This is a genomic window from Pantoea sp. 18069 (assembly GCF_902706035.1).
GTDB lineage: Bacteria > Pseudomonadota > Gammaproteobacteria > Burkholderiales > Burkholderiaceae_C > Comamonas.
Window position 1 is genome coordinate 1 of sequence record NZ_CACSJA010000026.1, and the last position, 21,123, is coordinate 21,123.

Below are 21,123 nucleotides of genomic sequence, written 5' to 3' on the forward strand. Positions count from 1 at the left end.
GGGGGAGGGCGGCAGGGGCGGCGTGTCCCGGTCGAGGAACTTGAGCAGCATGGTCTTGCTGATCACGCCCGCGAAGCGGCCGTCGCTGTGGACCACGGGCAGCGCGCAGGGCGCGGCCGCGACCTGGCCGAACAGGTTGGCCACGGGCGCGTCGACCGCCACCGATGCGACGTTGTCCAGATAGGCATGCTGCAGGCCCAGCGTGCCCACGTGGCCCTGCAGCGCGTTGCGCAGCGATTCGGCGGACACCGTGCCCAGGTAGCGCTGGCGCGGGCTCAGCACATAGGCGAAGTCGCGGTCCGATTCCTCTATCATGCGCAGCGCCGGGCGGCAGCCGCGGTCGCTGTGCTCGTTGACCACGGTCAATGCGCGGCGGGCGATGTCGCCGGCCTTGAACACCGCCGCTGCATCGACGCCGCGGATGAAGTGGCGCACATAGTCGTTGGCAGGGTTGCGCAGGATGTCGTCGGGCGTGCCGACCTGGATCACCTGGCCGTCCTTCATGATCGCGATGCGGTCGCCGATGCGCATCGCTTCGTCGAGGTCGTGCGAAATGAAGACGATGGTGCGGCGCTTGACTTCCTGCAGGCGCAGCAGCTCGGACTGCATCTCGGTGCGGATGATGGGGTCCAGCGCGGAAAAGGCTTCGTCCATCAGCAGGATGGACGGGTCGGACGCCAGCGCCCGGGCCAGGCCCACGCGCTGCTGCATGCCGCCCGACAGTTCATCGGGGTAGCTCGCGCCCCAGCCGTCCAGGCCCACCTGCTCGAGCGCGGCCTGGGCCAGCGCCTGGCGTTCGCTGCGGTCCACGCCGGCCAGCTCCAGCCCGAAGGCGGTGTTGTCGAGCACGTTCACATGGGGCAGCAGCGCGAACGACTGGAACACCATGGAGATGTCCTTGCGGCGCAGCGCGCGCAAGTCCTTGGGGCTGAGCGTGCCTATGTCGGTGCCGTCGACCAGGATGCGGCCCGATGTCGGCTCTATCAGTCGGTTGAGCATGCGCACCAGCGTGGATTTGCCCGAGCCCGACAGGCCCATGATGACGAAGATCTCGCCGGCCTTGATCTGGAAATCGGCATCGAAGACGCCGATCGACTGGCCGGTGCGTGCCAGGATGTCCGATTTGCTCAGACCTTGCTGGACGAGTTCCAGCGCGTCCTGCGGCGCATCGCCGAAGACTTTGAAAACATGTTCGATGGTGATCTGTTTGGCCACTGTTTCGCTCTCCCTGAATGGATTGAATACAGTCCAGCGCTTTGCGACAAAGGCTGGCGTGCAAGAGAGCCTCTGCACAAATCCCTGGAGGTTTGTGCAGAGGACCCCAAAGCCGAGGGCAGCACCTGATGCAAGGGTCACCGGGCTTCCGAAAAGGGACCGGTGGAGGCCGAAAATGCGCGCGCGCAGCACACGCATGGGCTCGAATGGTGCTCCGGGGAGCACGCAAGAGCCAGGCAAGATGCCAGGGCGCGACAGGGGGTCAAGGCCTGTGCGCCTGCTGGCGATCCAGGGGCGGCGAAAGCCGGCCACTGGGCATCAGGACCACGATCGGCCCGATGACGGGGCTGCCAAGGCAACGCCGCCTGAAGTGGATCGAAGCGCCGAAAGCGCTTTGATTACCTGCATGGCAGGTTGTAAATAAGCGTTCTATTCTATTAATTGAGTGCTTTTGTGTCAATAAATGGTTATTTATGACTGTGCTATCACGCGCGTGCGCCCCGCGCCGGCAGCGCAGCCGGTGCGCGCGCAGCGGGTGCAAAAACCGCACTGCCCGGGTCACCCGCAACGCAGGAAGCTGGCATGCCCCGGCGCCCGAACAGGCCAGGCTCAGGCGCCGCGAGCGCGATGGATAAGCGAGCGCGGCGCTGTTTTTCTCCGTCCAGTCAGTGACGTGTAAGACCCGCGGGCGACAGTCACGGCACAATGCCCAAGTTAGCCAAGGAGACAGAAATATCATGAGTGCGTCGTCATCTGCGATTGAGTCCGTGCTGGTCGAAAACCGCGTCTTTCCTCCGCCTGCGGCATTTGCCCAGGCGGCCCGCATTTCGGGAATGCCTGCCTACACGGCACTGTGCGCCGAAGCCGAGGCCGACTACGAGGCCTTCTGGGCGCGGCTGGCGCGCGAGCACCTCGACTGGAGCCGGCCGTTCAGCCAGACCCTCGACAGCTCCAACGCGCCGTTCTACCAGTGGTTTGCCGATGGCGAGCTCAATGCCAGCGCCAACTGCCTGGACCGCCACATGGGCACGGACGTAGAGCACAAGACGGCCATCCTCTTCGAGGCCGACGACGGCGCCGTGACCCGCGTGAGCTACCGTGAACTGCTCGAGCGCGTGAGCCAGTTCGCCAATGCGCTCAAGGCCCAGGGCGTGCAAAAGGGCGATCGCGTGCTGATCTACATGCCCATGACCATCGAAGGCGTGGTCGCCATGCAGGCCTGCGCGCGCATAGGCGCCACGCACAGCGTGGTCTTCGGCGGCTTCTCGGCCAAGGCGGTGCAGGAGCGCATCATCGACGCGGGCGCGGTGGTGGTGATCACCGCCAACTACCAGCTGCGCGGCGGCAAGGAGCTGCCGCTCAAGGCCATCGTCGACGACGCGCTCGCATCGGGCGAATGCACCAGCGTGCGCCAGGTGCTGGTCTATGAGCGCACGGCCACGCCCTGCGCCATGCAGGAGGGCCGCGACAAGACGTTTGCCGAAGTGCTTGCGGGCCAGTCCAAGGAGTGCGCGCCGGTCGCGGTCGGTGCCGAGCACCCGCTGTTCATCCTCTACACCAGCGGCTCGACGGGCAAGCCCAAGGGCGTGCAGCACAGCACCGGCGGCTATCTGCTGTGGGCCAAGCTGACCATGGACTGGACCTTCGATCTGCGCGCCGACGACGTGTTCTGGTGCACGGCCGACATCGGCTGGATCACGGGCCACACCTACGTGGCCTACGGGCCGCTGGCAGCCGGCGCGACGCAGATCGTGTTCGAAGGCGTGCCGACCTTCCCCGACGCGGGGCGCTTCTGGCAGATGATAGAGCGCCACCGCTGCTCCATCTTCTACACCGCGCCCACGGCGATACGCTCGCTGATCAAGGCCGCCGAGGCCGATGCCGCCGTGCACCCCGACCGCAGCGACCTGACCAGCCTGCGCCTGCTGGGCAGCGTGGGCGAGCCCATCAACCCCGAAGCCTGGATGTGGTACTACCGCCATGTGGGCGGCGAGCGCTGCCCTATTGTCGACACCTTCTGGCAGACCGAGACCGGCGGCCATGTGATCACGCCGCTGCCCGGCGCCACGGCGCTGGTGCCGGGCTCGTGCACGCTGGCGCTGCCGGGCATCACCGCGGCCATCGTCGACGAACTGGGCAACGACATTCCCGACGGCACGGGCGGCATTCTGGTCATCAAGCGCCCCTGGCCGAGCATGATCCGCAACATCTGGAACGACCCCGAGCGCTTCAAGAAAAGCTACTTCCCCGAGGAGCTCAAGGGCTACTACCTGGCCGGCGACGGCGCGGTGCGCAGCAGCGACCGCAGCTACTTTCGCATCACCGGCCGCATCGACGACGTGCTCAACGTTTCGGGCCACCGCATGGGCACGATGGAAATCGAGTCGGCGCTGGTCTCCAAGACCGATCTCGTGGCCGAAGCCGCCGTGGTGGGGCGCCCCGACGATGTGACCGGCGAAGCGATCTGCGCCTTCGTGGTGCTCAAGCGCGGCCGGCCCACGGGCGAAGAGGCCAAGCAGATCGCCAAGGAACTGCGCGACTGGGTGGCCAAGGAGATCGGGCCCATCGCCAAGCCCAAGGAAATCCGCTTCGGCGACAACCTGCCCAAGACGCGCAGCGGCAAGATCATGCGCCGCCTGCTGCGCGCGCTTGCCAAGGGCGAAGCCATCACCCAGGACACGAGCACGCTGGAAAACCCCGCGATCCTGGAGCAGCTCTCCAAGCCCAACTAAGCCCCGTCCGGGCGCGCGACAGGCGCGCCCGGTGTGAAGCGGGCTTTGTAGGACAGCTTCGTTCTTGTAACGGCAGGTACGCAAGCGCGCCGCGCATGGGGTAAAAACGCAGGGTGCCAGCGGCCCTGTCCTGGGCGGCGCGCCGATCGAGGAGAACAACCACCATGCATTTTCGAACCATCTTGCTGGCCATCATCGTGCTGGTCATTGCCGCCCTCGCGGCGCTGAACTGGCCCGCACTGTCCGCCATTTCCACGGTGGAGCTCGGTGTGACCACCGTGCAGGCCTCGCTGGGCGTGATCATGCTGGGCCTGACGGTGCTGCTGGCGATCTTCTTCATCGCCTATGTGCTGTCGCTGCAGACTTCGGTGCTGCTCGAGACGCGCCGCCATACCAAGGAACTGCAGGCCCAGCGCGAACTCGCCGACAAGGCCGAGGCGTCGCGCTTCACCGAACTGCGCGCCGTGCTCGAAGCCCAGCATCTGCAAGGCCAGAACGCGGTGCTCGAGCGCCTGGAGACGCTGGAAGCGCGCGCCCAGGTGCGTGCCAAGGAACTCGAGAACAGCACGGCCGCCTACCTGGGCCAGCTCGAGCAGCAATTGCGCGATCGCCGCAGCGATGACCGCGGCCTTGTGCCGCCTGCACGCGAATTTCCGTAAGGGCGATCGCCGCGGAAAAAGGGCCCCCACGCTTGCCTCACTGCGTGTGGCTGCGCTGCCCCCCGAGGGGGCTGCTTTTTGTCTTGGGGCGGCCCGGCGACAAAAAAGCCGCCTTTCAAGGCGGCTTTTTTGCATTGCGGCCCGCCGCGTTTACTTCTGTTGCAGCACCCAGGCGGCGAGCGCCTTGGCGTCGGCGTCGTTGACCATGGGGTTGGCGGGCATGGGCAGAGGGCCCCAGACGCCGCTGCCGCCCTTGAGGATCTTGGCCGCGAGCTTGTCGCTCGCATCCTTCTGGTTCGCATACTTGGCGGCCACGTCCTTGAACGAGGGGCCGACGAGCTTCCTGTCGACGGCGTGGCAGGCCATGCAGTTCTTGGACTTGGCCAGGGCCAGGTCCGCCATGGCCGGGGCAGCGGCGCTCAAGGCCAGGGCGAGAGTGATCAGGGTGCGCTTCATCGTAAACTTTCGGCTGTGTTCTGTTCTGCGGGAAATTGTAGTGGTGCGTGCGCACGCACGCGGGCCGCGGGTTTCTTATGCGAGGAGTCTGGTATGTGGATGCTGTTGATTGCCCTGTTGCTGACGGTATTGAAATACTTCGAGGTCGGTCCCCTGGCCGGGTGGTCCTGGTGGTGGTTGCTCGTGCCCTACGGGCTCACGGCGGCCTGGTGGGGCTTTGCCGACGCGACCGGCCTGACCAAGCGCCGCGTGGGCGATCAGCAAGAGGCGCGGCGCCTCCAGCGCATCGCGCGGCAAAAGCAGGCCCTGGGCACGCGCAGGCCTCCGCGCTGAGGGCTGCGGTGGTGGGACTGACCCTGTGGGCGGCGGCCACGGGTCAGGTGCGACATAATTGACCCCATTCCACGTGCTTTCCCGCAACCCTTTTTCATAAACACCATGCCCGCATACCGTTCCAAGACTTCCACTGCCGGCCGCAACATGGCTGGTGCGCGCTCCCTGTGGCGTGCCACCGGCATGAAGGACGAAGATTTCAGCAAGCCCATCATTGCCATTGCCAACTCCTTCACCCAGTTCGTGCCCGGCCACGTGCACCTGAAGGACCTGGGCCAGCTGGTGGCGCGCGAGATCGAGAGGGCGGGCGGCGTGGCCAAGGAATTCAACACCATTGCCGTCGACGATGGCATTGCAATGGGCCACGACGGCATGCTGTATTCGCTGCCCAGCCGCGACATCATTGCCGACTCGGTCGAATACATGGTCAATGCCCACTGCGCCGACGCGCTGGTCTGCATTTCCAACTGCGACAAGATCACGCCCGGCATGCTGATGGCCGCGATGCGCCTGAACATTCCCGTGATCTTCGTCTCGGGCGGCCCGATGGAAGCCGGCAAGGTCAAGCTGGCCAACCCCACGACGCACAAGATCGAATTCAAGAAGCTCGACCTGGTCGACGCCATGGTGATGGCCGCCGACGACCAGTACACCGACGAGCAGGTCGCCGAAGTCGAACGCTCGGCCTGCCCGACCTGCGGCTCGTGTTCGGGCATGTTCACCGCCAACTCCATGAACTGCCTGACCGAAGCGCTGGGCCTGTCGCTGCCGGGCAACGGCACGGTGCTGGCCACCCACTCCGACCGCGAACAGCTGTTCCTGCGCGCGGGCCGCACGATTGTCGAGCTGGCCAAGCGCTACTACGAAGGCGACGACGAATCGGCGCTGCCGCGCTCTGTGGGCAAGAAGGCCTTCGAGAACGCGATCACGCTGGACATCGCCATGGGCGGCTCCACCAATACCATCCTGCACCTGCTGGCGATTGCCCAGGAAGCCGAGATCGACTTCGGCATGGCCGACATCGACCGCATGTCGCGCACCGTGCCCCAGCTGTGCAAGGTCGCGCCCAACACCAACAAGTACCACATCGAGGACGTGCACCGCGCGGGCGGCATCATGGCCATCCTCGGTGAACTCGACCGCGCCGGCCGTCTGCACACCGACGTGCCCACGGTCTATGGCGGCTCGCTCAAGGATGCGCTCGACGCGTGGGACATCGCGCGCGCGCCCAGCGAAGCCGTGCAGACCTTCTACAAGGCCGGCCCGGCCGGCATCCCCACGCAGACGGCTTTCAGCCAGAGCACGCGCTGGCCCAGCCTGGACACGGACCGCGCCGAAGGCTGCATCCGTTCGGTGGAACACGCGTTCTCGCTCGAAGGCGGCCTGGCCGTGCTGACCGGCAACATCGCCCTCGACGGCTGCGTGGTGAAGACCGCGGGCGTGGACGACTCGCTGCTGGTGTTCGAAGGCCGTGCCCATGTGACCGAGTCGCAGGACGAAGCCGTGGAAAACATCCTGGCCGACAAGGTCGTTGCCGGCGACATCGTGATCGTGCGCTACGAAGGCCCCAAGGGCGGCCCGGGCATGCAGGAAATGCTGTATCCCACGAGCTACATCAAGTCCAAGGGCCTGGGCAAGGCCTGCGCGCTGCTGACCGACGGCCGCTTCTCGGGCGGCACCTCGGGCCTGTCCATAGGCCACTGCTCGCCCGAAGCCGCAGCCGGTGGCGCGATCGGCCTGGTGCAGGACGGCGACCGCATCCTGATCGACATCCCGAACCGTTCGATCAACGTGCTGGTCAGCGACGAGGAACTCGCGCTGCGCCGCGAAGCCCAGAACGCCAAGGGCTGGAAGCCCGCCAAGCCGCGCCCGCGCAAGGTCTCGGCCGCGCTCAAGGCGTATGCCAAGCTGGTGATGTCGGCGGACAAGGGTGCGGTGCGCGACCTGTCGTTGCTCGAAGACTGAACCTGTGTTTTTTGCGCCCGAGCGGCGCTAAAAATTGGGCGTGCCCCCTACCGGGGGGCACCGAGCAAGGGCCGCCCCGCAGCGAGGGTGCCGCCCCCCTCCACCGAAGGATGAGAGGGGGAAGCGGCGTAGCCGCTCAGGGGGTGATGTTCATACTGCACAATCGTCGCCATGCTGACCTATCCCCAAATCGACCCCGTCGCGCTGCAGCTCGGCCCGATTGCCGTGCACTGGTACGGACTGACTTATCTGGCCGCTTTCGGCCTGTTTCTTTTTCTGGGCATCAGGCGCTTGCGCCATCCGCCGTTCGTGCGGCTCACGGGCGACCAGGCCTGGACGCGCAAGGACGTCGAGGACATCCTGTTCCTGGGCGTGGTCGGTGTGGTGATCGGCGGGCGCCTGGGCTACTGCCTGTTCTACAAGCCTGGCTACTACCTGTCGCATCCGCTGGAAATCTTTGCCGTCTGGCAGGGCGGCATGGCCTTCCATGGCGGGCTGCTGGGCGTGGTCGGCGCGATGCTGTGGTTCGCGCACTCGCGCCGCCGCCCCTGGCTGCAGGTCGCCGACTTCGTCGCGCCCTGCGTGCCCACGGGCCTGGCGGCCGGGCGCATAGGCAACTTCATCAACGGTGAGCTCTGGGGCCGTTTCTCGAGTCCCGACCTGCCATGGGGCATGGTGTTCGCGCACAGCGGCTCGATGCAGCCGCGCCACCCGTCGCAGATCTACCAGTTCCTGCTCGAAGGCCTGCTGCTGTTCGTGCTGCTGTGGCTTTACGCGCGCAAGGAGCATCGCCAGGGACAGGTTGCCGCGGCCTTCCTGTTCGGCTACGGCCTGCTGCGTTTCATCGCCGAATATTTCCGCGAGCCCGACGACTACCTGGGCCTGCTGTCGATGGGGCTGAGCATGGGCCAGTGGCTGTGCCTGCCTATGATGGCCGCAGGTGTCGGCCTGTGGCTCTGGGCCCAGCGCCAGCCGCAGCGCAGCGCTGCCTGATTGCGCGTCGCATCCGTGACACGGTCGGCGAAGCCGACCACAAGACCGGGGCAGGGCAACCCATAATGGTGCCAGGGCCATGAGGATGCGATCCTCGGCCATATCTGTCATGAGGGACTTGCTGCATGAATCTGGCTTCGGAATGGATTACGCGCGGTGTGTCTAAGCTGCGTTCGCCGGAACCGGTGCAAAGCCCGGCCGAGGGCGGCAAGCCCGCGGCCAAGGTGCTGCCGGTGCGTTCGACCCACGAGCGCCTCAAGGCCACGCTGCGCCGCGGCGCGGAAGCCCTGGCGCCACGCGTGCTGCGCCGGCTGATGGAGGACTTGCAGGCCGCATCGGCCGAGCAGGTCAGCGAAGTCGAAGGCGGGCGCCGCGCCAAGGATGTGATGGACTGGTATGCGACGGCCCCGGCCGGCGAGCGCCAGGACCTGTGGCTGCTGGTCTGCGAGCAGTTCGGCCCCGACGCCGAGCGCCTGCAGCGCGCGCGCCAGCACTATGACGAAGCCGACTCCGAACTCGAGCGCGGCCAGGCCGAAATTGCGCTGCGGCGCGCGCTGTCGTCGGCGCGCACGCGGCTGCTGCAGCGCTTTGCCGTGCCCGCAGGCGGCATGCGCTTTTTGCTCGACCTGCGCGCCGAGCTGCTGGCCCTGCCCAAGTCCGACAAGCGCTTCGCGGCGCTGGACGCCGAACTCGAGCACCTGTTCTCGACCTGGTTCGACGTCGCGTTTCTCGAGCTGCAGCGCCTGAGCTGGGACTCGCCCGCCTCGCTGCTCGAGAAACTGATCCAGTACGAAGCGGTGCACGATATCCGCAGCTGGACCGATCTCAAGAACCGGCTCGACAGCGACCGCCGCTGCTATGGCTTCTTCCACCCGCGCCTGCCGGGCGAGCCGCTGATCTTCGTCGAAGTCGCGCTGGTCGACGATCTCTCGGACAGCATCACGCCGCTGCTCGACGAAAGCGCGGCCACGGCCGACATCAGCCGCGCGAGCACCGCCATCTTCTATTCGATCAGCAACACCCAGGCCGGCCTGCGCGGCGTGAGTTTCGGTGACTCCCTGATCAAGCATGTCGCGCAGACGCTCAGCGCCGAGTTTCCCAAGCTGCGCACGTTTGCCACGCTGTCGCCGATTCCCGGCTTTCGCACCTGGCTCGCAAAGAATGGCACGCCGCTGCTCGCACGCATGGCCGACAAGCCGCGCGGCGAACTCGCGCGCGCGCTGGGCATCGCGCCCAAGCTGCCGCTCGATGCCGCCGTGCTGCTCGAAGCCGCCGAAAAGGCCGCGCAGCTGCCGCAGAACTCGCCCGTGCGCCGCGCGCTGCTGTGGTGCGCCGCGCATTACCTGGGCAAGGAAAGCCACAACGGCCGCCCGCTCGATCCCGTGGCGCGCTTTCACCTGGGCAATGGCGCGCGCGTCGAGCGCCTGAACTGGGCTGGCGACCCATCGGCCAAGGGCGCCAGGCAGTCCTTCGGGCTGATGGTCAACTACCTCTACGACCTCAAGAAGATCGACAAGCATCGTGGCCTGCTGGCGCAGGGCCGGATACCGGTGTCCCGCGACATCGAGAGCCTGATTAAAGGATGACACCCCCTGAGCCGCTTCGCGTCTTCCCCCTCTCAACCTTCGGTGGAGGGGGACGGCACCCTCGCTGCGGGGCGGCCCTTGCTCGGTGCCCCTGACCTGGAGCACGCCAGTGTCGTAGACCGTTAACTGATGCAGAAGTAGTTAGCCAGAAGGCAACCGTGCATGGGCCGGAGCCAAACTAAAAATCACAGGAGACAAGCGATGCCGGATATCTCTTTGCAACGCCGCGATGCACTGCGCGCGGCGGCTGCGGCCATGGTCACGCTCACGGGCAGCAGCTGGGCGCAGAGCCCGGGCTGGCCGACCAAGCCCGTCAACATGGTCGTGCCGTTTCCCGCGGGCGGCGGCACCGATGCGTTTGCGCGCCCGCTGGCCGCGCAGTTTTCCAAGAGCACGGGCCGGGCGCTGGTCATCGACAACCGCGGCGGCGCGGGCGGCACCCTGGGCGCGAGCTTCGCGGCCAAGGCGCCGGCCGACGGCTACAACTACTTCATGGGCGGCACCCACCATGTGATCGCGCCGTCGGTCTATGCCCGGCTCGACTATGACCTCGAGCGCGATTTCGTTGCGCTGGCGCTGCTGGCCAGCGTGCCGCAGGTGGTGGTCGTCAATCCCCGCACCGTCTCGGCCAGGACCATCCAGGAACTGATTGCCGACCTGCGCCGCAAGCCCGGCAGCTTCAATTACGCGTCGGCGGGCGCGGGCACTTCGCACCATCTCGCGGGCGAGCTGTTCAAGCTGCAGACCAATACCTTCGTGACGCATATTCCCTACCGCGGCGCGGGCCCGGCGCTGCAGGACCTGATCGGCGGCAATGTCGACATGATGTTCGACGGCCTGGGTTCGTCGGCGGCGCATATCAAGGGCGGGCGCATCAAGGCCTTGATGGTCTCGGGCAGCAAGCGCAACCCTTCGTTGCCCGACGTGCCCTGCGCGGCCGAAGTGGGCCTGCCCGATTACACCGTGACCACCTGGTATGGCCTGTGGGCGCCGAAGAACACGCCGCCCGAACAGCAGAATTACATGATCGAGGAAGTGCGCCGCCTCGGGCGCACGGACGAAATCAAGGCCATCTGGGCGCAAAATGGCGCCGAGTATGGCAGCCTGAGCAAGGAGCAGTTCGCGGCCATGGTCACGGGCGAAGTCAAGCGCTGGGCCCAGGTCGTCCAGGCCTCGGGTGCAAAGGTGGAGTAAACGAATGTCGGGTGAAGTGAAAGTATTGCCGCAGGACGCGGCCGGCATCGTGCGCGTGCAGCTGTGCCATGCGGGCAAGCGCAACGCCATGTCGGTGGCGATGTGGCGCGAACTGCGCGCGGCCTTTGTCGCGCTGCAGGCCGATGCGCGCGTGCGCTGCGTGCTGATCGAAGGCGGCGGGCCTGGTGAGGGCGGGGCGGGCCAGGTGGCGTTTTGCGCGGGCGGCGATATTTCCGAATACCCGGGCTTTCGCTTCGACGCCGCGCGCCTGCGCGATTTCCATGAAGGCGCGGTCTGGGGCGGCCTGTCGGCCATGCTCGACTGCGATGTGCCCATCGTTGCCGCGATCTCGGGCGCCTGCATGGGCGCGGGCGTGGAAATCGCGGCCTGCGCCGATCTGCGGCTTGCCGCCGCATCGGCGCGCTTCGGCGCACCGATCGCGCGCCTGGGCTTTCCCATGGCGCCGCGCGAAGCCGCGCTCGTGGCCACGGCCGTGGGCGCGCTCACGGCGCGCCAGATGCTGCTCGAGGCCGCGACATTCAGCGCCCAGGAGATGGCGGCGCGCGGCTTTGTCGGCACGGTCGTTGAAGACGGCCAGCTGCAAGTCGCCGCGCAGGCCAGCGCCGGGCGCATCGCGGCGCTCGCGCCCCAGGCCGCGCGCCGCAACAAGCAGATCCTGCGCGCGCTGCTGGCCGCGCCGCTGGCCGCCGCGCAGGCCCTGGCGGGGCAGGGCGCGCCGGGCCAGCCCGGCGATGATGTCTATGCGTATGCCGACGGGGCCGAGCACCGGGAGGGCATTGATGCCTTTCTGGGCAAGCGTGCGCCGGTGTTTTGAATATTTCCGAACTTCTTCGAGATTTCCATGCTTTCTGACGACAACCTGTTTGGCGCGCTGCGCGCGGCCTTTCCCTCGGACCTCGACGCCACGGCCGTCGAGGCCATAGGCGCCGACGGCCTGAGCCTGTTCTACACCTGGCGCGACCTCGACCAGGCCAGCGCGCGCATCGCCAATCTGCTCGCCTCGCTGAACCTGCCGGCGCGCAGCCGGATTGCGGTGCAGGTCGAGAAATCGGTCGAAGCCCTGCTGCTATACCTCGCGACGCTGCGCGCCGGCCATGTGTTCCTGCCGCTCAATACCGCCTACCAGAGCGCCGAGATCGAATACTTCATCGCCAATGCCGAGCCCGCGGTCGTGGTCTGCTCTCCCGCCAACTTCGGCTGGGTGTCCAAGATCGCGTTCCAGGCCGGCACCCGGTCGGTGTTCACGCTGGGCGACGACCGCAGCGGCAGCCTGCTCGAGCGCGCCGCCCACCACAGCGATCAGCACACGCCCGTGGCGAGCACGGCCGACGACCTCGCGGCCATCCTCTACACCAGCGGCACCACGGGCCGCAGCAAGGGCGCGATGCTCACGCATGGCAATCTGCTGTCGAACGCGCAGGTGCTCAAGGACTATTGGGGCTGGCAGCCGGGCGATGTGCTGATCCACGCGCTGCCGATCTTCCACGTGCACGGCCTGTTCGTCGCTATCCACGGCGCGCTGCTCAATGGCAGCAAGATGCTCTGGTTCGCGAAGTTCGACCCTGCGGCGGTGATCGCGCGCATGCGCGACGCGAGCGTGTTCATGGGCGTGCCCACGCTCTATGTGCGCATGCTCGCCGACGCGCGGCTCACGCGCGAAGCCGCTGCGCGCATGCGCCTGTTCGTTTCGGGCTCGGCCCCCATGCTGCCCGAAACCCACCAGGCCTGGCAGGAACGCACGGGCCACCGGATTCTCGAGCGCTACGGCATGAGCGAGACCATCATGCTGACGTCCAACCCTTGGGGCCCCGACGCCGCCCAGGGCGGCCAGTCGGAACGCCGCCCCGGCACCGTGGGCTTTGCGCTGCCGGGTGTCGGCGTGCGCGTGCTCACCGATGCGGGCGAAGTTGCAGGTGTGGACGAGATCGGCAATATCCAGGTGCGCGGGCCGAACGTGTTTCCCGGCTACTGGCGCATGCCCGAAAAGACCGCCGAGGAATTCACGGCCGACGGCTGGTTCAAGACCGGCGACGTGGGCCGCATCGACGCTCGCGGCTATGTGAGCATCGTCGGGCGCAGCAAGGACCTGATCATTTCGGGCGGCTACAACGTCTATCCTGCGGAAGTCGAAAGCTTCATCAACGACCTGCCGGGCGTGGCCGAAAGCGCGCTGGTCGGCGTGCCGCACCCCGATTTCGGTGAAGTCGGCGTGGCCGTGGTCGTGGCCAAGCCCGGCGCGCAACTGCAGGCCCAGCCGCTGGTCGATGCATTGAAGGGCCAATTGGCGAACTTCAAGATTCCCAAGCGCTGCTTTGTGGTCGATGAGCTGCCGCGCAACACCATGGGCAAGGTGCAGAAGAATCTGCTGCGTGCCCAGTATCAGCAGTTGTTCACATCCTGAGCGGCGTGAGCCGCTCAGGTGGGCTGCTTGAAGTCGCTAACACGACCCAGCAAATCGAAGATTTGCGGTTGAGGCTAGGCGCTGCGCCGCAGACAGTGCGAATAGCACGGCAAGGCGCAGCAACGACGTCTCAAGGGTCGTGTTAGCGGCTCTTAGCGCAGCACGAGGACAGGGACGCTCGAGTGCGTCAGCACATGCTGGGTTTCACTGCCCAGCAGCAGGCGCTTGAGGCCCTTGCGGCCATGCGAGGCCATGACGATCAGGTCGCAGGCATGCTCCTTGGCCACGCTGACCAGCGTCTCCGCGATCAAGTCCGATTTCATGACAATGGTCTTCACTGCCACGCCGCGGGCTTCGCCGGTGACCACGATGCCGTTGAGCAACTGTTGCGCGCTGTGGACCCACTGGTCCTCGATGCGCTTGACGTCCTCGATGCTGGTGTAGTCGCCGCCCTCGAGATAACTGCGCGAATAGAGCGGAACGACTTTGACGACCACGACGCTGGCCTTGCACAGCGCCGCGAGTGAGAGCCCACTTTCGACGGCCTGGTCGGACAGCGGGGAGCTATCGGTGGCGATGAGAATGCGTTGGTACATACGGCCTCCTTGGATGAAACATGGATGGATCGCAGCCTAAGCTTATCTGGGTTTTCGCAATTGATGAAGATCAATATGCGTATGAATCGCCCGAGTTACGCTTGCGCCATGTCCTACAAGAATCCCGAACAGCCGCTTGCGGCGGAGACGGCAGCGCCCGATTTCGGCCCCCTGCCCACCGAGGCAAGCGCTTCGCTGCTGGACGATCCACAGGAGTGGAGTGCGTTCGGGAGGCCCGTCGTGCCGGCTGCCACCCACGCATCCGAGCCCCCATCAAATGCCTTCATCACCTGGGATTCCCATGTGGTCCTGCACGGCATGCACTGCTCCGCCTGTGCGCTGACCATAGAGGACGCGCTGCGCAGCGTGCCCGGCGTCGAACGGGCCGAAGTCAGTGCCGCCACGCAGCGCGCGCGCGTGGTCTGGAAACCTGCCCAGGTGCTGCCATCCGCGTGGATCGCCGCGGTCGAGCGCGCAGGCTATCAGGCCTTTCCCGCGCGTGACGTGTTTGCGCGCGAGATCCGCAAGCGCGAAAGCCGGCATGCGCTGTGGCGCTGGCTCGTGGCCGGCCTGTGCATGATGCAGGTCATGATGTACGCCTGGCCCGCGTATTCGTCCAAGCCGGGCGATCTCACGCAGGAGATGGAAACGCTGCTGCGCTGGGCATCGTGGGTGCTGTCGCTGCCCGTGGTGCTGTTTGCCTGCGGGCCGTTCTTCTCGAGCGCGCTGCGCGACATCCGCGCGCGGCGCGTGAGCATGGACCTGCCGGTGGCATTGGGCATGCTGATCACCTTCGTCGTGAGCTCGATCGGCACGTTCGATCCTTCGGGGCCGTTCGGCCGCGAGGTGTTCTTCGATTCGCTGACGATGTTCGTCTTCTTCCTGCTTTCGGGCCGGCTGCTCGAGATGCGCCTGCGCGATCGCACGGCCGGCGCGCTTGAAGCCGTGATGAACCGCCTGCCCGACAGCGTCGAGCGGCGCGCCGCCTGCGGCGCCTGGGAGCGCGTGGCCACGCGCCGCCTGCAGGCCGGCGACACGGTGCGCGTGCTGCCCGGCGAAGCGTTCCCCGCCGACGGCGAAATCGTCGCCGGCAGCACCCATGCCGACGAGGCCCTGCTCACGGGCGAATCGACGCCGGTGCTGCGCCATGTGGGCGATGCGGTGGCGGCCGGCAGCTACAACCTCGATGCGGCCGTGCAGGTGCGCCTCACGGCCGTGGGCGAGGGCACGCAGTTCGCGCAGATCGTCGCGCTGATGGAAAGCGCTTCGCTGCAAAAGCCTCGTCTGGCGCAGCTCGCCGACCGTGTCGCGCGCCCGTTCCTCGTGGCCGTGCTGCTGGCTGCGGGCCTGGCCGCGGCCTGGTGGTGGCCTACCGATCCCAGCCACGCGATGATGATCGCGGTGGCGGTGCTGATCGTGACCTGCCCCTGCGCGCTGTCGCTGGCCACGCCTGTGGCCATGCTCACCGCGGCGGGAACGCTGGCGCGCAGCGGCGTGCTGGTGCGCAATCTCCAGGGCCTCGAAGCGCTGGCCGCGGTCGACACGCTGGTCTTTGACAAGACCGGCACGCTCACGCGCGATGGCATGGCGGTGCGCCGCCTGCAGCCGGGCGTGGGGGTCGATGCGGCCGAGGCACTCGCCCTTGCCGGGCTGCTTGCGCGCCAGTCTATGCACCCGGCCGCGCGCGCCGTGGCGCGCGCCGCGCAAGCCGATGCCCCGGCGCAGGCGCTGTCCGCGCGCTGGCAGATCGTGCAGGTGCAGGAACGCGCGGGCTTCGGCATGATCGCCAGCGTCAGCGACAAGCTGCAGCCCGAGCGGCTGCGGCAACTGCGCCTGGGCTCGCTGCGCCATACGGGCGCGAGCGAGCAGGCGGCGTCGCCGCTGCAGCAGGTCGTGCTCACCGAAGAGGGCGACGACGGCCTGCGGCGCGAACTCGTGCGCTTGGGCCTGAGCGAAGACCTGCGCGCCGAAGCGCCGGCGGTGGTGGCGCAGCTGCGCGCCGCGGGAATCGAGGTGCTGCTGCTGTCGGGCGACCGCGACGCGGCCGTGCAGCGCATCGCTGCCCGGACCGGCATAGCCGCCGCCGTGGGCGACTGCACGCCGCAGGACAAGCTCGCGCGCCTGCAGGCCCTGCAGACCCGGGGCCGCCAGGTGGCAATGTGCGGCGACGGCCTCAACGACGGGCCGGTGCTCGCGGGAGCCCATGTCTCGTTTGCGTTCGGGCGCGCGGTGCCGCTGGCCCAATCGCGCTCCGACTTCGTGGTGCTCGGCGAGCATCTGGAACTGGTCGCCCAGACTCTGCTGCTGGCACGGCGCACCTTGCGCATCGTGCGCCAGAACCTGTGCTGGGCCGCGGCCTACAACGCGGTCTCGGTGCCGCTGGCCGTGGTCGGCTGGATGCCCGCCTGGCTTGCCGGCCTGGGCATGGCCTTGAGTTCGCTGCTGGTGGTGCTGAACGCGGCGCGCCTGGCGCGCGCCATGCCGCTGGCGCAGGCCCCGGCCCCCGCCCCCGCCTCCGGCGCACTGCCCGCGCCCGCCCTCTCGGGAGCGATCTGATGGAAATTCTGTATTTGCTGATCCCGTTATCGGTGGTCCTGGTGCTGGCCATCGTGGCCGCCCTGTGGTGGGCGGTCTATCGCGGCCAGTTCGAGAGTGTGGAGCAAGAGGGGGAGCGGATTCTGAGGAACGATTGACATGCATCAATACGCCAGAAGTCCGGTGGATGAACACTTCGCAAGCAATACAAGAGGTGCGCGATGGATGCTCTAAAAAACAGTGCTGTGCATTACGACGACAAGGTCGTAAGACAGTTTTCGATAATGGCCGTGGTCTGGGGGGTGATCGGCATGGCGGTCGGCGTGTTCATCGCCGCGCAGCTGGCCTGGCCCGAACTCAACTTCGGCGTGCCATGGTTGAGCTTTGGCCGCCTGCGGCCGCTGCATACCAATGCGGTGATCTTTGCGTTTGGCGGCAGCGCGCTGTTCGCCACCAGCTACTACGTGGTGCAGCGCACCTGCCAGACCGGGCTGTTCATGCCCAGGCTCGCGAGCCTGACCTTCTGGTGCTGGCAACTGGTGATCGTCGGCGCCGTGATCAGCCTGCCCCTGGGCTATACCCAGGGCAAGGAATACGCCGAGCTCGAATGGCCCATCGACCTGTTGATCCTGGTCACCTGGGTCAGCTACGCCATCGTGTTCTTCGGCACCATCGGCATCCGCAAGGTCAAGCACATCTATGTGGCCAACTGGTTCTTCGGGGCCTACATCATCGCCATCGCGCTGCTGCACATCTTCAACAACATTTCCGTGCCCGCGGGCTGGATGAAGAGCTATTCGGCCTATGCCGGCGTGCAGGACGCGATGATCCAGTGGTGGTACGGCCACAACGCCGTGGGCTTCCTGCTCACCGCCGGCTTCCTGGGCATGATGTACTACTTCATCCCCAAGCAGGCCGGCCGTCCGGTCTACAGCTACCGGCTGTCGATCGTCCACTTCTGGGCGCTGATCTTCACCTACATGTGGGCTGGCCCGCACCACCTGCACTACACGGCCTTGCCCGACTGGACGCAATCGGTGGGCATGGTGTTCTCCATCATCTTGCTGGCTCCGAGCTGGGGCGGCATGATCAACGGCGTGATGACGCTGTCGGGCGCCTGGCACAAGCTGCGCGACGACCCCATCCTGCGCTTCCTGATCGTGGCCCTGTCGTTCTACGGCATGTCGACCTTCGAAGGCCCGATGATGGCCATCAAGACCGTCAACGCGCTGTCGCATTACACCGACTGGACCATTGGCCACGTGCACTCGGGCGCGCTCGGCTGGGTGGGTCTGATCACCATGGGCTCGCTCTACTACCTGATTCCGCGCCTGTTCGGCAAGGACAGGATGTATTCGGTGCCCGCGATCGAGCTGCATTTCTGGATGGCGACCATAGGCATCGTGCTGTACATCGCCGCGATGTGGATTGCCGGCGTGATGCAGGGCCTGATGTGGCGTGCGGTCAACCCCGACGGCACGCTGACCTATACCTTCGTCGAAAGCGTGAAGGCGACCTATCCGTTCTACGTGATCCGCGTGGTCGGTGGCCTGCTGTACCTGGGCGGCATGCTGGTCATGGCCTGGAACACCTGGATGACGGTGATCAGCGGCCGCTCCGTCAAGGTTGCCATTCCCGCAGTGAACCCGGCGCACGCCTGAGTTCGAGGAGCCTCACATGTCTGATCAAAACAAAAAACCGAGCGGCTTCACCCACGAAAAGGTGGAAACCAGCAACTTCTGGCTGATCGTGCTGACCTTGCTGGTCGTGGCCGTCGGCGGCCTCGCCGAAATCGTGCCGCTGTTCTACCAGAAGTCGACGACCGAAGCCGTGCAGGGCGTCAAGCCCTACACCTCGGTGCAACTCGTGGGCCGCGACATCTATCTGCGCGAAGGCTGCTACAACTGCCACTCGCAGATGATCCGCCCCTTCTACGCCGAGACGCTGCGCTATGGCCACTACTCGGTGGCCGGCGAGTTCGTCTACGACCACCCGTTCCAGTGGGGCTCCAAGCGCACCGGTCCCGACCTGCACCGCGTGGGAGGCAAGTACAGCGATGAATGGCATCGCATCCACTTGAACAATCCGCGCGACGTGGTGCCCGAGTCGAACATGCCCGCCTATGCGTGGCTGGACAAGACGCCTGCCGACCACGGCTCGGTCGCCGCGCACATGACCGCGCTGCGCCGCGTGGGCGTGCCCTACACGGACGACGAGATCAAGGCCTCGACCGACGAGGTCAAGGGCAAGACCGAGATGGAAGCCGTCATCGCCTACCTGCAGGTTCTCGGCACGGCGCTCAAGTAAGAGGAAAGCACCATGGACATCATCACCACCATGCGCATCGTGGTCACGCTGGCGTCGTTTGCCTTCTTTGTCGGCATCTGGTGGTGGGCTTACGCCCGCCGCAACAAGGCCCGTTTCGACGAGGCAGCGCAACTGCCGTTTGAACAAGACTGAAGTGTCTTGTCTGCATAACGAGAACCACCCATGAGCGATTTCGTAAACAATTTCTGGTCGGTCTATGTGATCTTGCTGACCCTCGGCGGCATCGCCTTCTGTGTCGCCCTGCTGTTTTTCACCATGCGCAAGAAGGTGGCGGCCACTGCCGACAACACCACCGGCCATGTCTGGGACGGCGACCTGCGCGAGCTGAACAACCCCTTGCCACGCTGGTGGGTGTGGCTGTTCATCATCACCCTGATCTTCGGCATCGTCTATCTCGCGGCCTATCCGGGCCTGGGCGCGATGGCGGGCAAGCTGGGCTGGTCGCAGGTCGGCGCCTACGAGGCCGAAAGGGCCAAGGCCAAGGCGCAGATCGAGCCGCTGTATGCGCGCTTCGCGGCGATGACGCCCGAGCAGCGTGCCGGGGATCCCCAGGCCATGGCCATTGGCGAGCGCCTGTTCATGAACAACTGCGCGCAATGCCATGGCTCGGATGCTGGCGGCGGCAAGAGCTTTCCCAACCTGACCGATGGCGACTGGCTCTATGGCGGCGACCCGCAGACCATCAGGGCGAGCATCACCGACGGCCGTTTCGGCATCATGCCGCCGATGGCCGAAGCCGTGGGCACGCCCGAAGACGTGCGCAACCTCGCGCACTATGTGCTGAGCCTGTCGGGCAGCCCCGCCGATTCGCTGCGCGCGTCGCTGGGCAAGTCCAAGTTCACGGCCTGCGCCGCCTGCCACGGCATGGACGGCAAGGGCAACCAGGCACTGGGCGCGCCCAACCTGACCGACGACATCTGGCTGCACGGCTGGGGTGAAGCCGCGATCGTCGACATCATCACCAATGGCAAGCAAAACCAGATGCCGGCGCAAAAGGACAAGCTGACCGAAGGCCAGATTGACGTGCTGACTTCGTATGTATGGAGCCTTTCGAATCGGAAAAGCACCCCCTGAGCGCCTTCGGCGCTTCCCCCTCTCTCGCTTCGCGGGAGGGGGGCGCCCGGCTCAGGGACGGCGCCCTCGCTGCGGGGCGGCGTCCTGAGCTTGTCGAAGGGCTCGGCGTCCCCCGCTGGGGCGTGCCAGTTTCACGTGCCGCGCCCTGAGCGCAAATTTGAAAGTACACCTATGTCGCAAAATGTCTCTCCCGCACACGATCCCCGGCCCTGGTGGAAATTCGGTTTTGTCTGGATGGTGATCGGCGGCCCGGCCGTGGTCGTGGTCGCGGGTCTGGTCACGTTCTGGATAGCGGTGACCAACCCCGATCCGGTGATAGACCCCGATTACTACCGCCACGGCATGGAAATCAACGAGACGCTGGCCAGCAAGCCCGACCTGCGCCTCGCGCCCGCGCTGACCGGCCGCAACCATGCGGCCACGCCGGCCGAACACGCGCCCACCGACCGCTGAGCCGCGCCCGCGGGTTTTCCGCAGCGCCTTCGCGCCTCTTTGGCTGCAAAATGAAATTCTTGCTGCGAAAGGAGTTCCTGATGTGGGCAAAGCGCTTGGTGTGGATTCTCTGGCCCGCGTTCCTTGCCGCCTGCGCGATGGAAATGCTGGTGTTCGCGCTCGTCGACCCGAGCGAGATCCAGTGGCAGGGCGCGGCGCTCGACTGGAGCCGGCAGGCGTTCTATACGCTGTCGTTCTTTGTGTTCTGGCTGGTCATCAGCGGCGCGAGTGCCTTGACCTGTCTGCTGGGCATAAGCCCGGCGGAAATCAATGGCAGGGACAAGGACGCGACACGATTGCGTGATCCGGCACCGGCCCTGGACTGATCCTGGTTAGCCATAGCGCAAGGCTTTAGCTACTGGCATGCCCCACATGGGGGCAGCGAGCCCTTCGACGGAGCTCAGCACGCCGCCCCGCAGCGATGCTGCCGTCCCTGGCCGGGCGTCCCTCGCCGGGCGCCCCTGGCCGGGCGCCCCCCTCCACCGAAGGTTGAGGGCGGGACCCGCATTGGACTGATACCCAGGTCAGTCGCACAGCCTATAT

At 66.4% G+C, this 21,123-nt stretch carries 20 protein-coding genes; 17 read left to right on the forward strand and 3 right to left on the reverse strand.

The window, feature by feature from the left end:
* Positions 1-1,215, reverse strand: a 1,215-nt coding sequence (gene proV / locus GVL12_RS18260) for a glycine betaine/L-proline ABC transporter ATP-binding protein ProV (protein WP_159916661.1), incomplete at its 3' end; no start/stop codon positions are given.
* 737 nt (positions 1,216-1,952) lie between these two features.
* On the opposite strand from proV, the gene acs reads away from it, so the two are divergent.
* On the forward strand, positions 1,953-3,947 hold the full coding sequence (gene acs, locus GVL12_RS18265) for an acetate--CoA ligase (RefSeq protein WP_159916664.1): 1,995 nt from the start codon (positions 1,953-1,955) through the stop codon (positions 3,945-3,947).
* A gap of 164 nt (positions 3,948-4,111) precedes the next feature.
* Positions 4,112-4,606 (forward strand): LapA family protein, encoded by a 495-nt coding sequence (locus GVL12_RS18270; RefSeq protein ID WP_159916667.1) that lies wholly within the window; start codon positions 4,112-4,114, stop codon positions 4,604-4,606.
* A 150-nt stretch (positions 4,607-4,756) separates the two neighbouring features.
* Here GVL12_RS18270 and GVL12_RS18275 read toward each other — a convergent pair whose 3' ends face one another.
* Positions 4,757-5,062 (reverse strand): c-type cytochrome, encoded by a 306-nt coding sequence (locus GVL12_RS18275; RefSeq protein ID WP_159916669.1) that lies wholly within the window; start codon positions 5,060-5,062, stop codon positions 4,757-4,759.
* 93 nt (positions 5,063-5,155) lie between these two features.
* On the opposite strand from GVL12_RS18275, the gene GVL12_RS18280 reads away from it, so the two are divergent.
* The 7 genes from GVL12_RS18280 (at position 5,156) to GVL12_RS18310 (ending at position 13,555) form a co-directional block, all read left to right on the forward strand.
* Complete coding sequence (locus GVL12_RS18280) at positions 5,156-5,395, forward strand: TIGR04438 family Trp-rich protein (protein WP_159916672.1); 240 nt, start codon at positions 5,156-5,158, stop codon at positions 5,393-5,395.
* 105 nt (positions 5,396-5,500) lie between these two features.
* Positions 5,501-7,360, forward strand: coding sequence for a dihydroxy-acid dehydratase (gene ilvD, locus GVL12_RS18285; RefSeq protein WP_159916675.1), 1,860 nt, complete (start codon positions 5,501-5,503; stop codon positions 7,358-7,360).
* Positions 7,361-7,531: 171 nt separating this feature from the next.
* Positions 7,532-8,353: a prolipoprotein diacylglyceryl transferase gene (gene lgt, locus GVL12_RS18290; protein WP_159916678.1), complete on the forward strand. Its 822-nt coding sequence runs from the start codon at positions 7,532-7,534 to the stop codon at positions 8,351-8,353.
* A gap of 125 nt (positions 8,354-8,478) precedes the next feature.
* Positions 8,479-9,939, forward strand: a complete 1,461-nt coding sequence (locus tag GVL12_RS18295) for a malonyl-CoA decarboxylase (protein WP_159916680.1) — start codon at positions 8,479-8,481, stop codon at positions 9,937-9,939.
* A 201-nt stretch (positions 9,940-10,140) separates the two neighbouring features.
* The gene (locus GVL12_RS18300) at positions 10,141-11,133 is read left to right on the forward strand and encodes a tripartite tricarboxylate transporter substrate binding protein (protein WP_159916683.1); all 993 of its coding nucleotides are present in this window, start codon (positions 10,141-10,143) and stop codon (positions 11,131-11,133) included.
* A gap of 4 nt (positions 11,134-11,137) precedes the next feature.
* On the forward strand, positions 11,138-11,968 hold the full coding sequence (locus GVL12_RS18305; RefSeq protein WP_159916686.1) for an enoyl-CoA hydratase/isomerase family protein: 831 nt from the start codon (positions 11,138-11,140) through the stop codon (positions 11,966-11,968).
* Between the two features lie 27 nt (positions 11,969-11,995).
* Positions 11,996-13,555, forward strand: a complete 1,560-nt coding sequence (locus GVL12_RS18310) for a malonyl-CoA synthase (RefSeq protein WP_159916689.1) — start codon at positions 11,996-11,998, stop codon at positions 13,553-13,555.
* Between the two features lie 152 nt (positions 13,556-13,707).
* Here GVL12_RS18310 and GVL12_RS18315 read toward each other — a convergent pair whose 3' ends face one another.
* On the reverse strand, positions 13,708-14,151 hold the full coding sequence (locus GVL12_RS18315; protein ID WP_159916692.1) for a universal stress protein: 444 nt from the start codon (positions 14,149-14,151) through the stop codon (positions 13,708-13,710).
* Positions 14,152-14,259: 108 nt separating this feature from the next.
* Here GVL12_RS18315 and GVL12_RS18320 point away from each other — a divergent pair, with 108 nt between their 5' ends.
* From GVL12_RS18320 to GVL12_RS18355, 8 genes are all read left to right on the forward strand, one after another.
* A complete protein-coding gene (locus tag GVL12_RS18320; protein ID WP_159916694.1) occupies positions 14,260-16,707 on the forward strand; it encodes a cation-translocating P-type ATPase in 2,448 nt (815 codons plus the stop codon).
* Positions 16,707-16,844, forward strand: coding sequence for a cbb3-type cytochrome oxidase assembly protein CcoS (gene ccoS / locus GVL12_RS18325; protein ID WP_159916696.1), 138 nt, complete (start codon positions 16,707-16,709; stop codon positions 16,842-16,844). The genes GVL12_RS18320 and ccoS overlap by 1 nt, the downstream gene beginning before the upstream one ends.
* 63 nt (positions 16,845-16,907) lie before the next feature.
* On the forward strand, positions 16,908-18,347 hold the full coding sequence (ccoN, locus tag GVL12_RS18330; RefSeq protein ID WP_159916699.1) for a cytochrome-c oxidase, cbb3-type subunit I: 1,440 nt from the start codon (positions 16,908-16,910) through the stop codon (positions 18,345-18,347).
* A gap of 16 nt (positions 18,348-18,363) precedes the next feature.
* Entirely contained in the window at positions 18,364-18,993 is a 630-nt protein-coding gene (gene ccoO / locus GVL12_RS18335; protein WP_159916702.1) for a cytochrome-c oxidase, cbb3-type subunit II, read from the forward strand.
* Positions 18,994-19,005: 12 nt separating this feature from the next.
* Positions 19,006-19,146, forward strand: a complete 141-nt coding sequence (locus GVL12_RS18340) for a cbb3-type cytochrome c oxidase subunit 3 (protein ID WP_159916705.1) — start codon at positions 19,006-19,008, stop codon at positions 19,144-19,146.
* 30 nt (positions 19,147-19,176) lie between these two features.
* Positions 19,177-20,088: a cytochrome-c oxidase, cbb3-type subunit III gene (ccoP, locus tag GVL12_RS18345; protein WP_159916707.1), complete on the forward strand. Its 912-nt coding sequence runs from the start codon at positions 19,177-19,179 to the stop codon at positions 20,086-20,088.
* Positions 20,089-20,259: 171 nt separating this feature from the next.
* Complete coding sequence (locus tag GVL12_RS18350; RefSeq protein WP_159916710.1) at positions 20,260-20,541, forward strand: FixH family protein; 282 nt, start codon at positions 20,260-20,262, stop codon at positions 20,539-20,541.
* A gap of 80 nt (positions 20,542-20,621) precedes the next feature.
* Entirely contained in the window at positions 20,622-20,906 is a 285-nt protein-coding gene (locus tag GVL12_RS18355) for a hypothetical protein (RefSeq protein ID WP_159916713.1), read from the forward strand.
* Positions 20,907-21,123 lie beyond the last annotated feature (217 nt).

Excerpts from the sequence above, each read along its gene's own strand:
- acs (WP_159916664.1), top strand. The coding sequence starts at position 1,953 with ATGAGTGCGTCGTCATCTGCGATTGAGTCCGTGCTGGTCGAAAACCGC.
- GVL12_RS18270 (WP_159916667.1), top strand. The coding sequence starts at position 4,112 with ATGCATTTTCGAACCATCTTGCTGGCCATCATCGTGCTGGTCATTGCC.
- GVL12_RS18275 (WP_159916669.1), bottom strand. The coding sequence starts at position 5,062 with ATGAAGCGCACCCTGATCACTCTCGCCCTGGCCTTGAGCGCCGCTGCC.
- GVL12_RS18280 (WP_159916672.1), top strand. The coding sequence starts at position 5,156 with ATGTGGATGCTGTTGATTGCCCTGTTGCTGACGGTATTGAAATACTTC.
- ilvD (WP_159916675.1), top strand. The coding sequence starts at position 5,501 with ATGCCCGCATACCGTTCCAAGACTTCCACTGCCGGCCGCAACATGGCT.
- lgt (WP_159916678.1), top strand. The coding sequence starts at position 7,532 with ATGCTGACCTATCCCCAAATCGACCCCGTCGCGCTGCAGCTCGGCCCG.
- GVL12_RS18295 (WP_159916680.1), top strand. The coding sequence starts at position 8,479 with ATGAATCTGGCTTCGGAATGGATTACGCGCGGTGTGTCTAAGCTGCGT.
- GVL12_RS18300 (WP_159916683.1), top strand. The coding sequence starts at position 10,141 with ATGCCGGATATCTCTTTGCAACGCCGCGATGCACTGCGCGCGGCGGCT.
- GVL12_RS18305 (WP_159916686.1), top strand. The coding sequence starts at position 11,138 with ATGTCGGGTGAAGTGAAAGTATTGCCGCAGGACGCGGCCGGCATCGTG.
- GVL12_RS18310 (WP_159916689.1), top strand. The coding sequence starts at position 11,996 with ATGCTTTCTGACGACAACCTGTTTGGCGCGCTGCGCGCGGCCTTTCCC.
- GVL12_RS18315 (WP_159916692.1), bottom strand. The coding sequence starts at position 14,151 with ATGTACCAACGCATTCTCATCGCCACCGATAGCTCCCCGCTGTCCGAC.
- GVL12_RS18320 (WP_159916694.1), top strand. The coding sequence starts at position 14,260 with ATGTCCTACAAGAATCCCGAACAGCCGCTTGCGGCGGAGACGGCAGCG.
- ccoS (WP_159916696.1), top strand. The coding sequence starts at position 16,707 with ATGGAAATTCTGTATTTGCTGATCCCGTTATCGGTGGTCCTGGTGCTG.
- ccoN (WP_159916699.1), top strand. The coding sequence starts at position 16,908 with ATGGATGCTCTAAAAAACAGTGCTGTGCATTACGACGACAAGGTCGTA.
- ccoO (WP_159916702.1), top strand. The coding sequence starts at position 18,364 with ATGTCTGATCAAAACAAAAAACCGAGCGGCTTCACCCACGAAAAGGTG.
- GVL12_RS18340 (WP_159916705.1), top strand. The coding sequence starts at position 19,006 with ATGGACATCATCACCACCATGCGCATCGTGGTCACGCTGGCGTCGTTT.
- ccoP (WP_159916707.1), top strand. The coding sequence starts at position 19,177 with ATGAGCGATTTCGTAAACAATTTCTGGTCGGTCTATGTGATCTTGCTG.
- GVL12_RS18350 (WP_159916710.1), top strand. The coding sequence starts at position 20,260 with ATGTCGCAAAATGTCTCTCCCGCACACGATCCCCGGCCCTGGTGGAAA.
- GVL12_RS18355 (WP_159916713.1), top strand. The coding sequence starts at position 20,622 with ATGTGGGCAAAGCGCTTGGTGTGGATTCTCTGGCCCGCGTTCCTTGCC.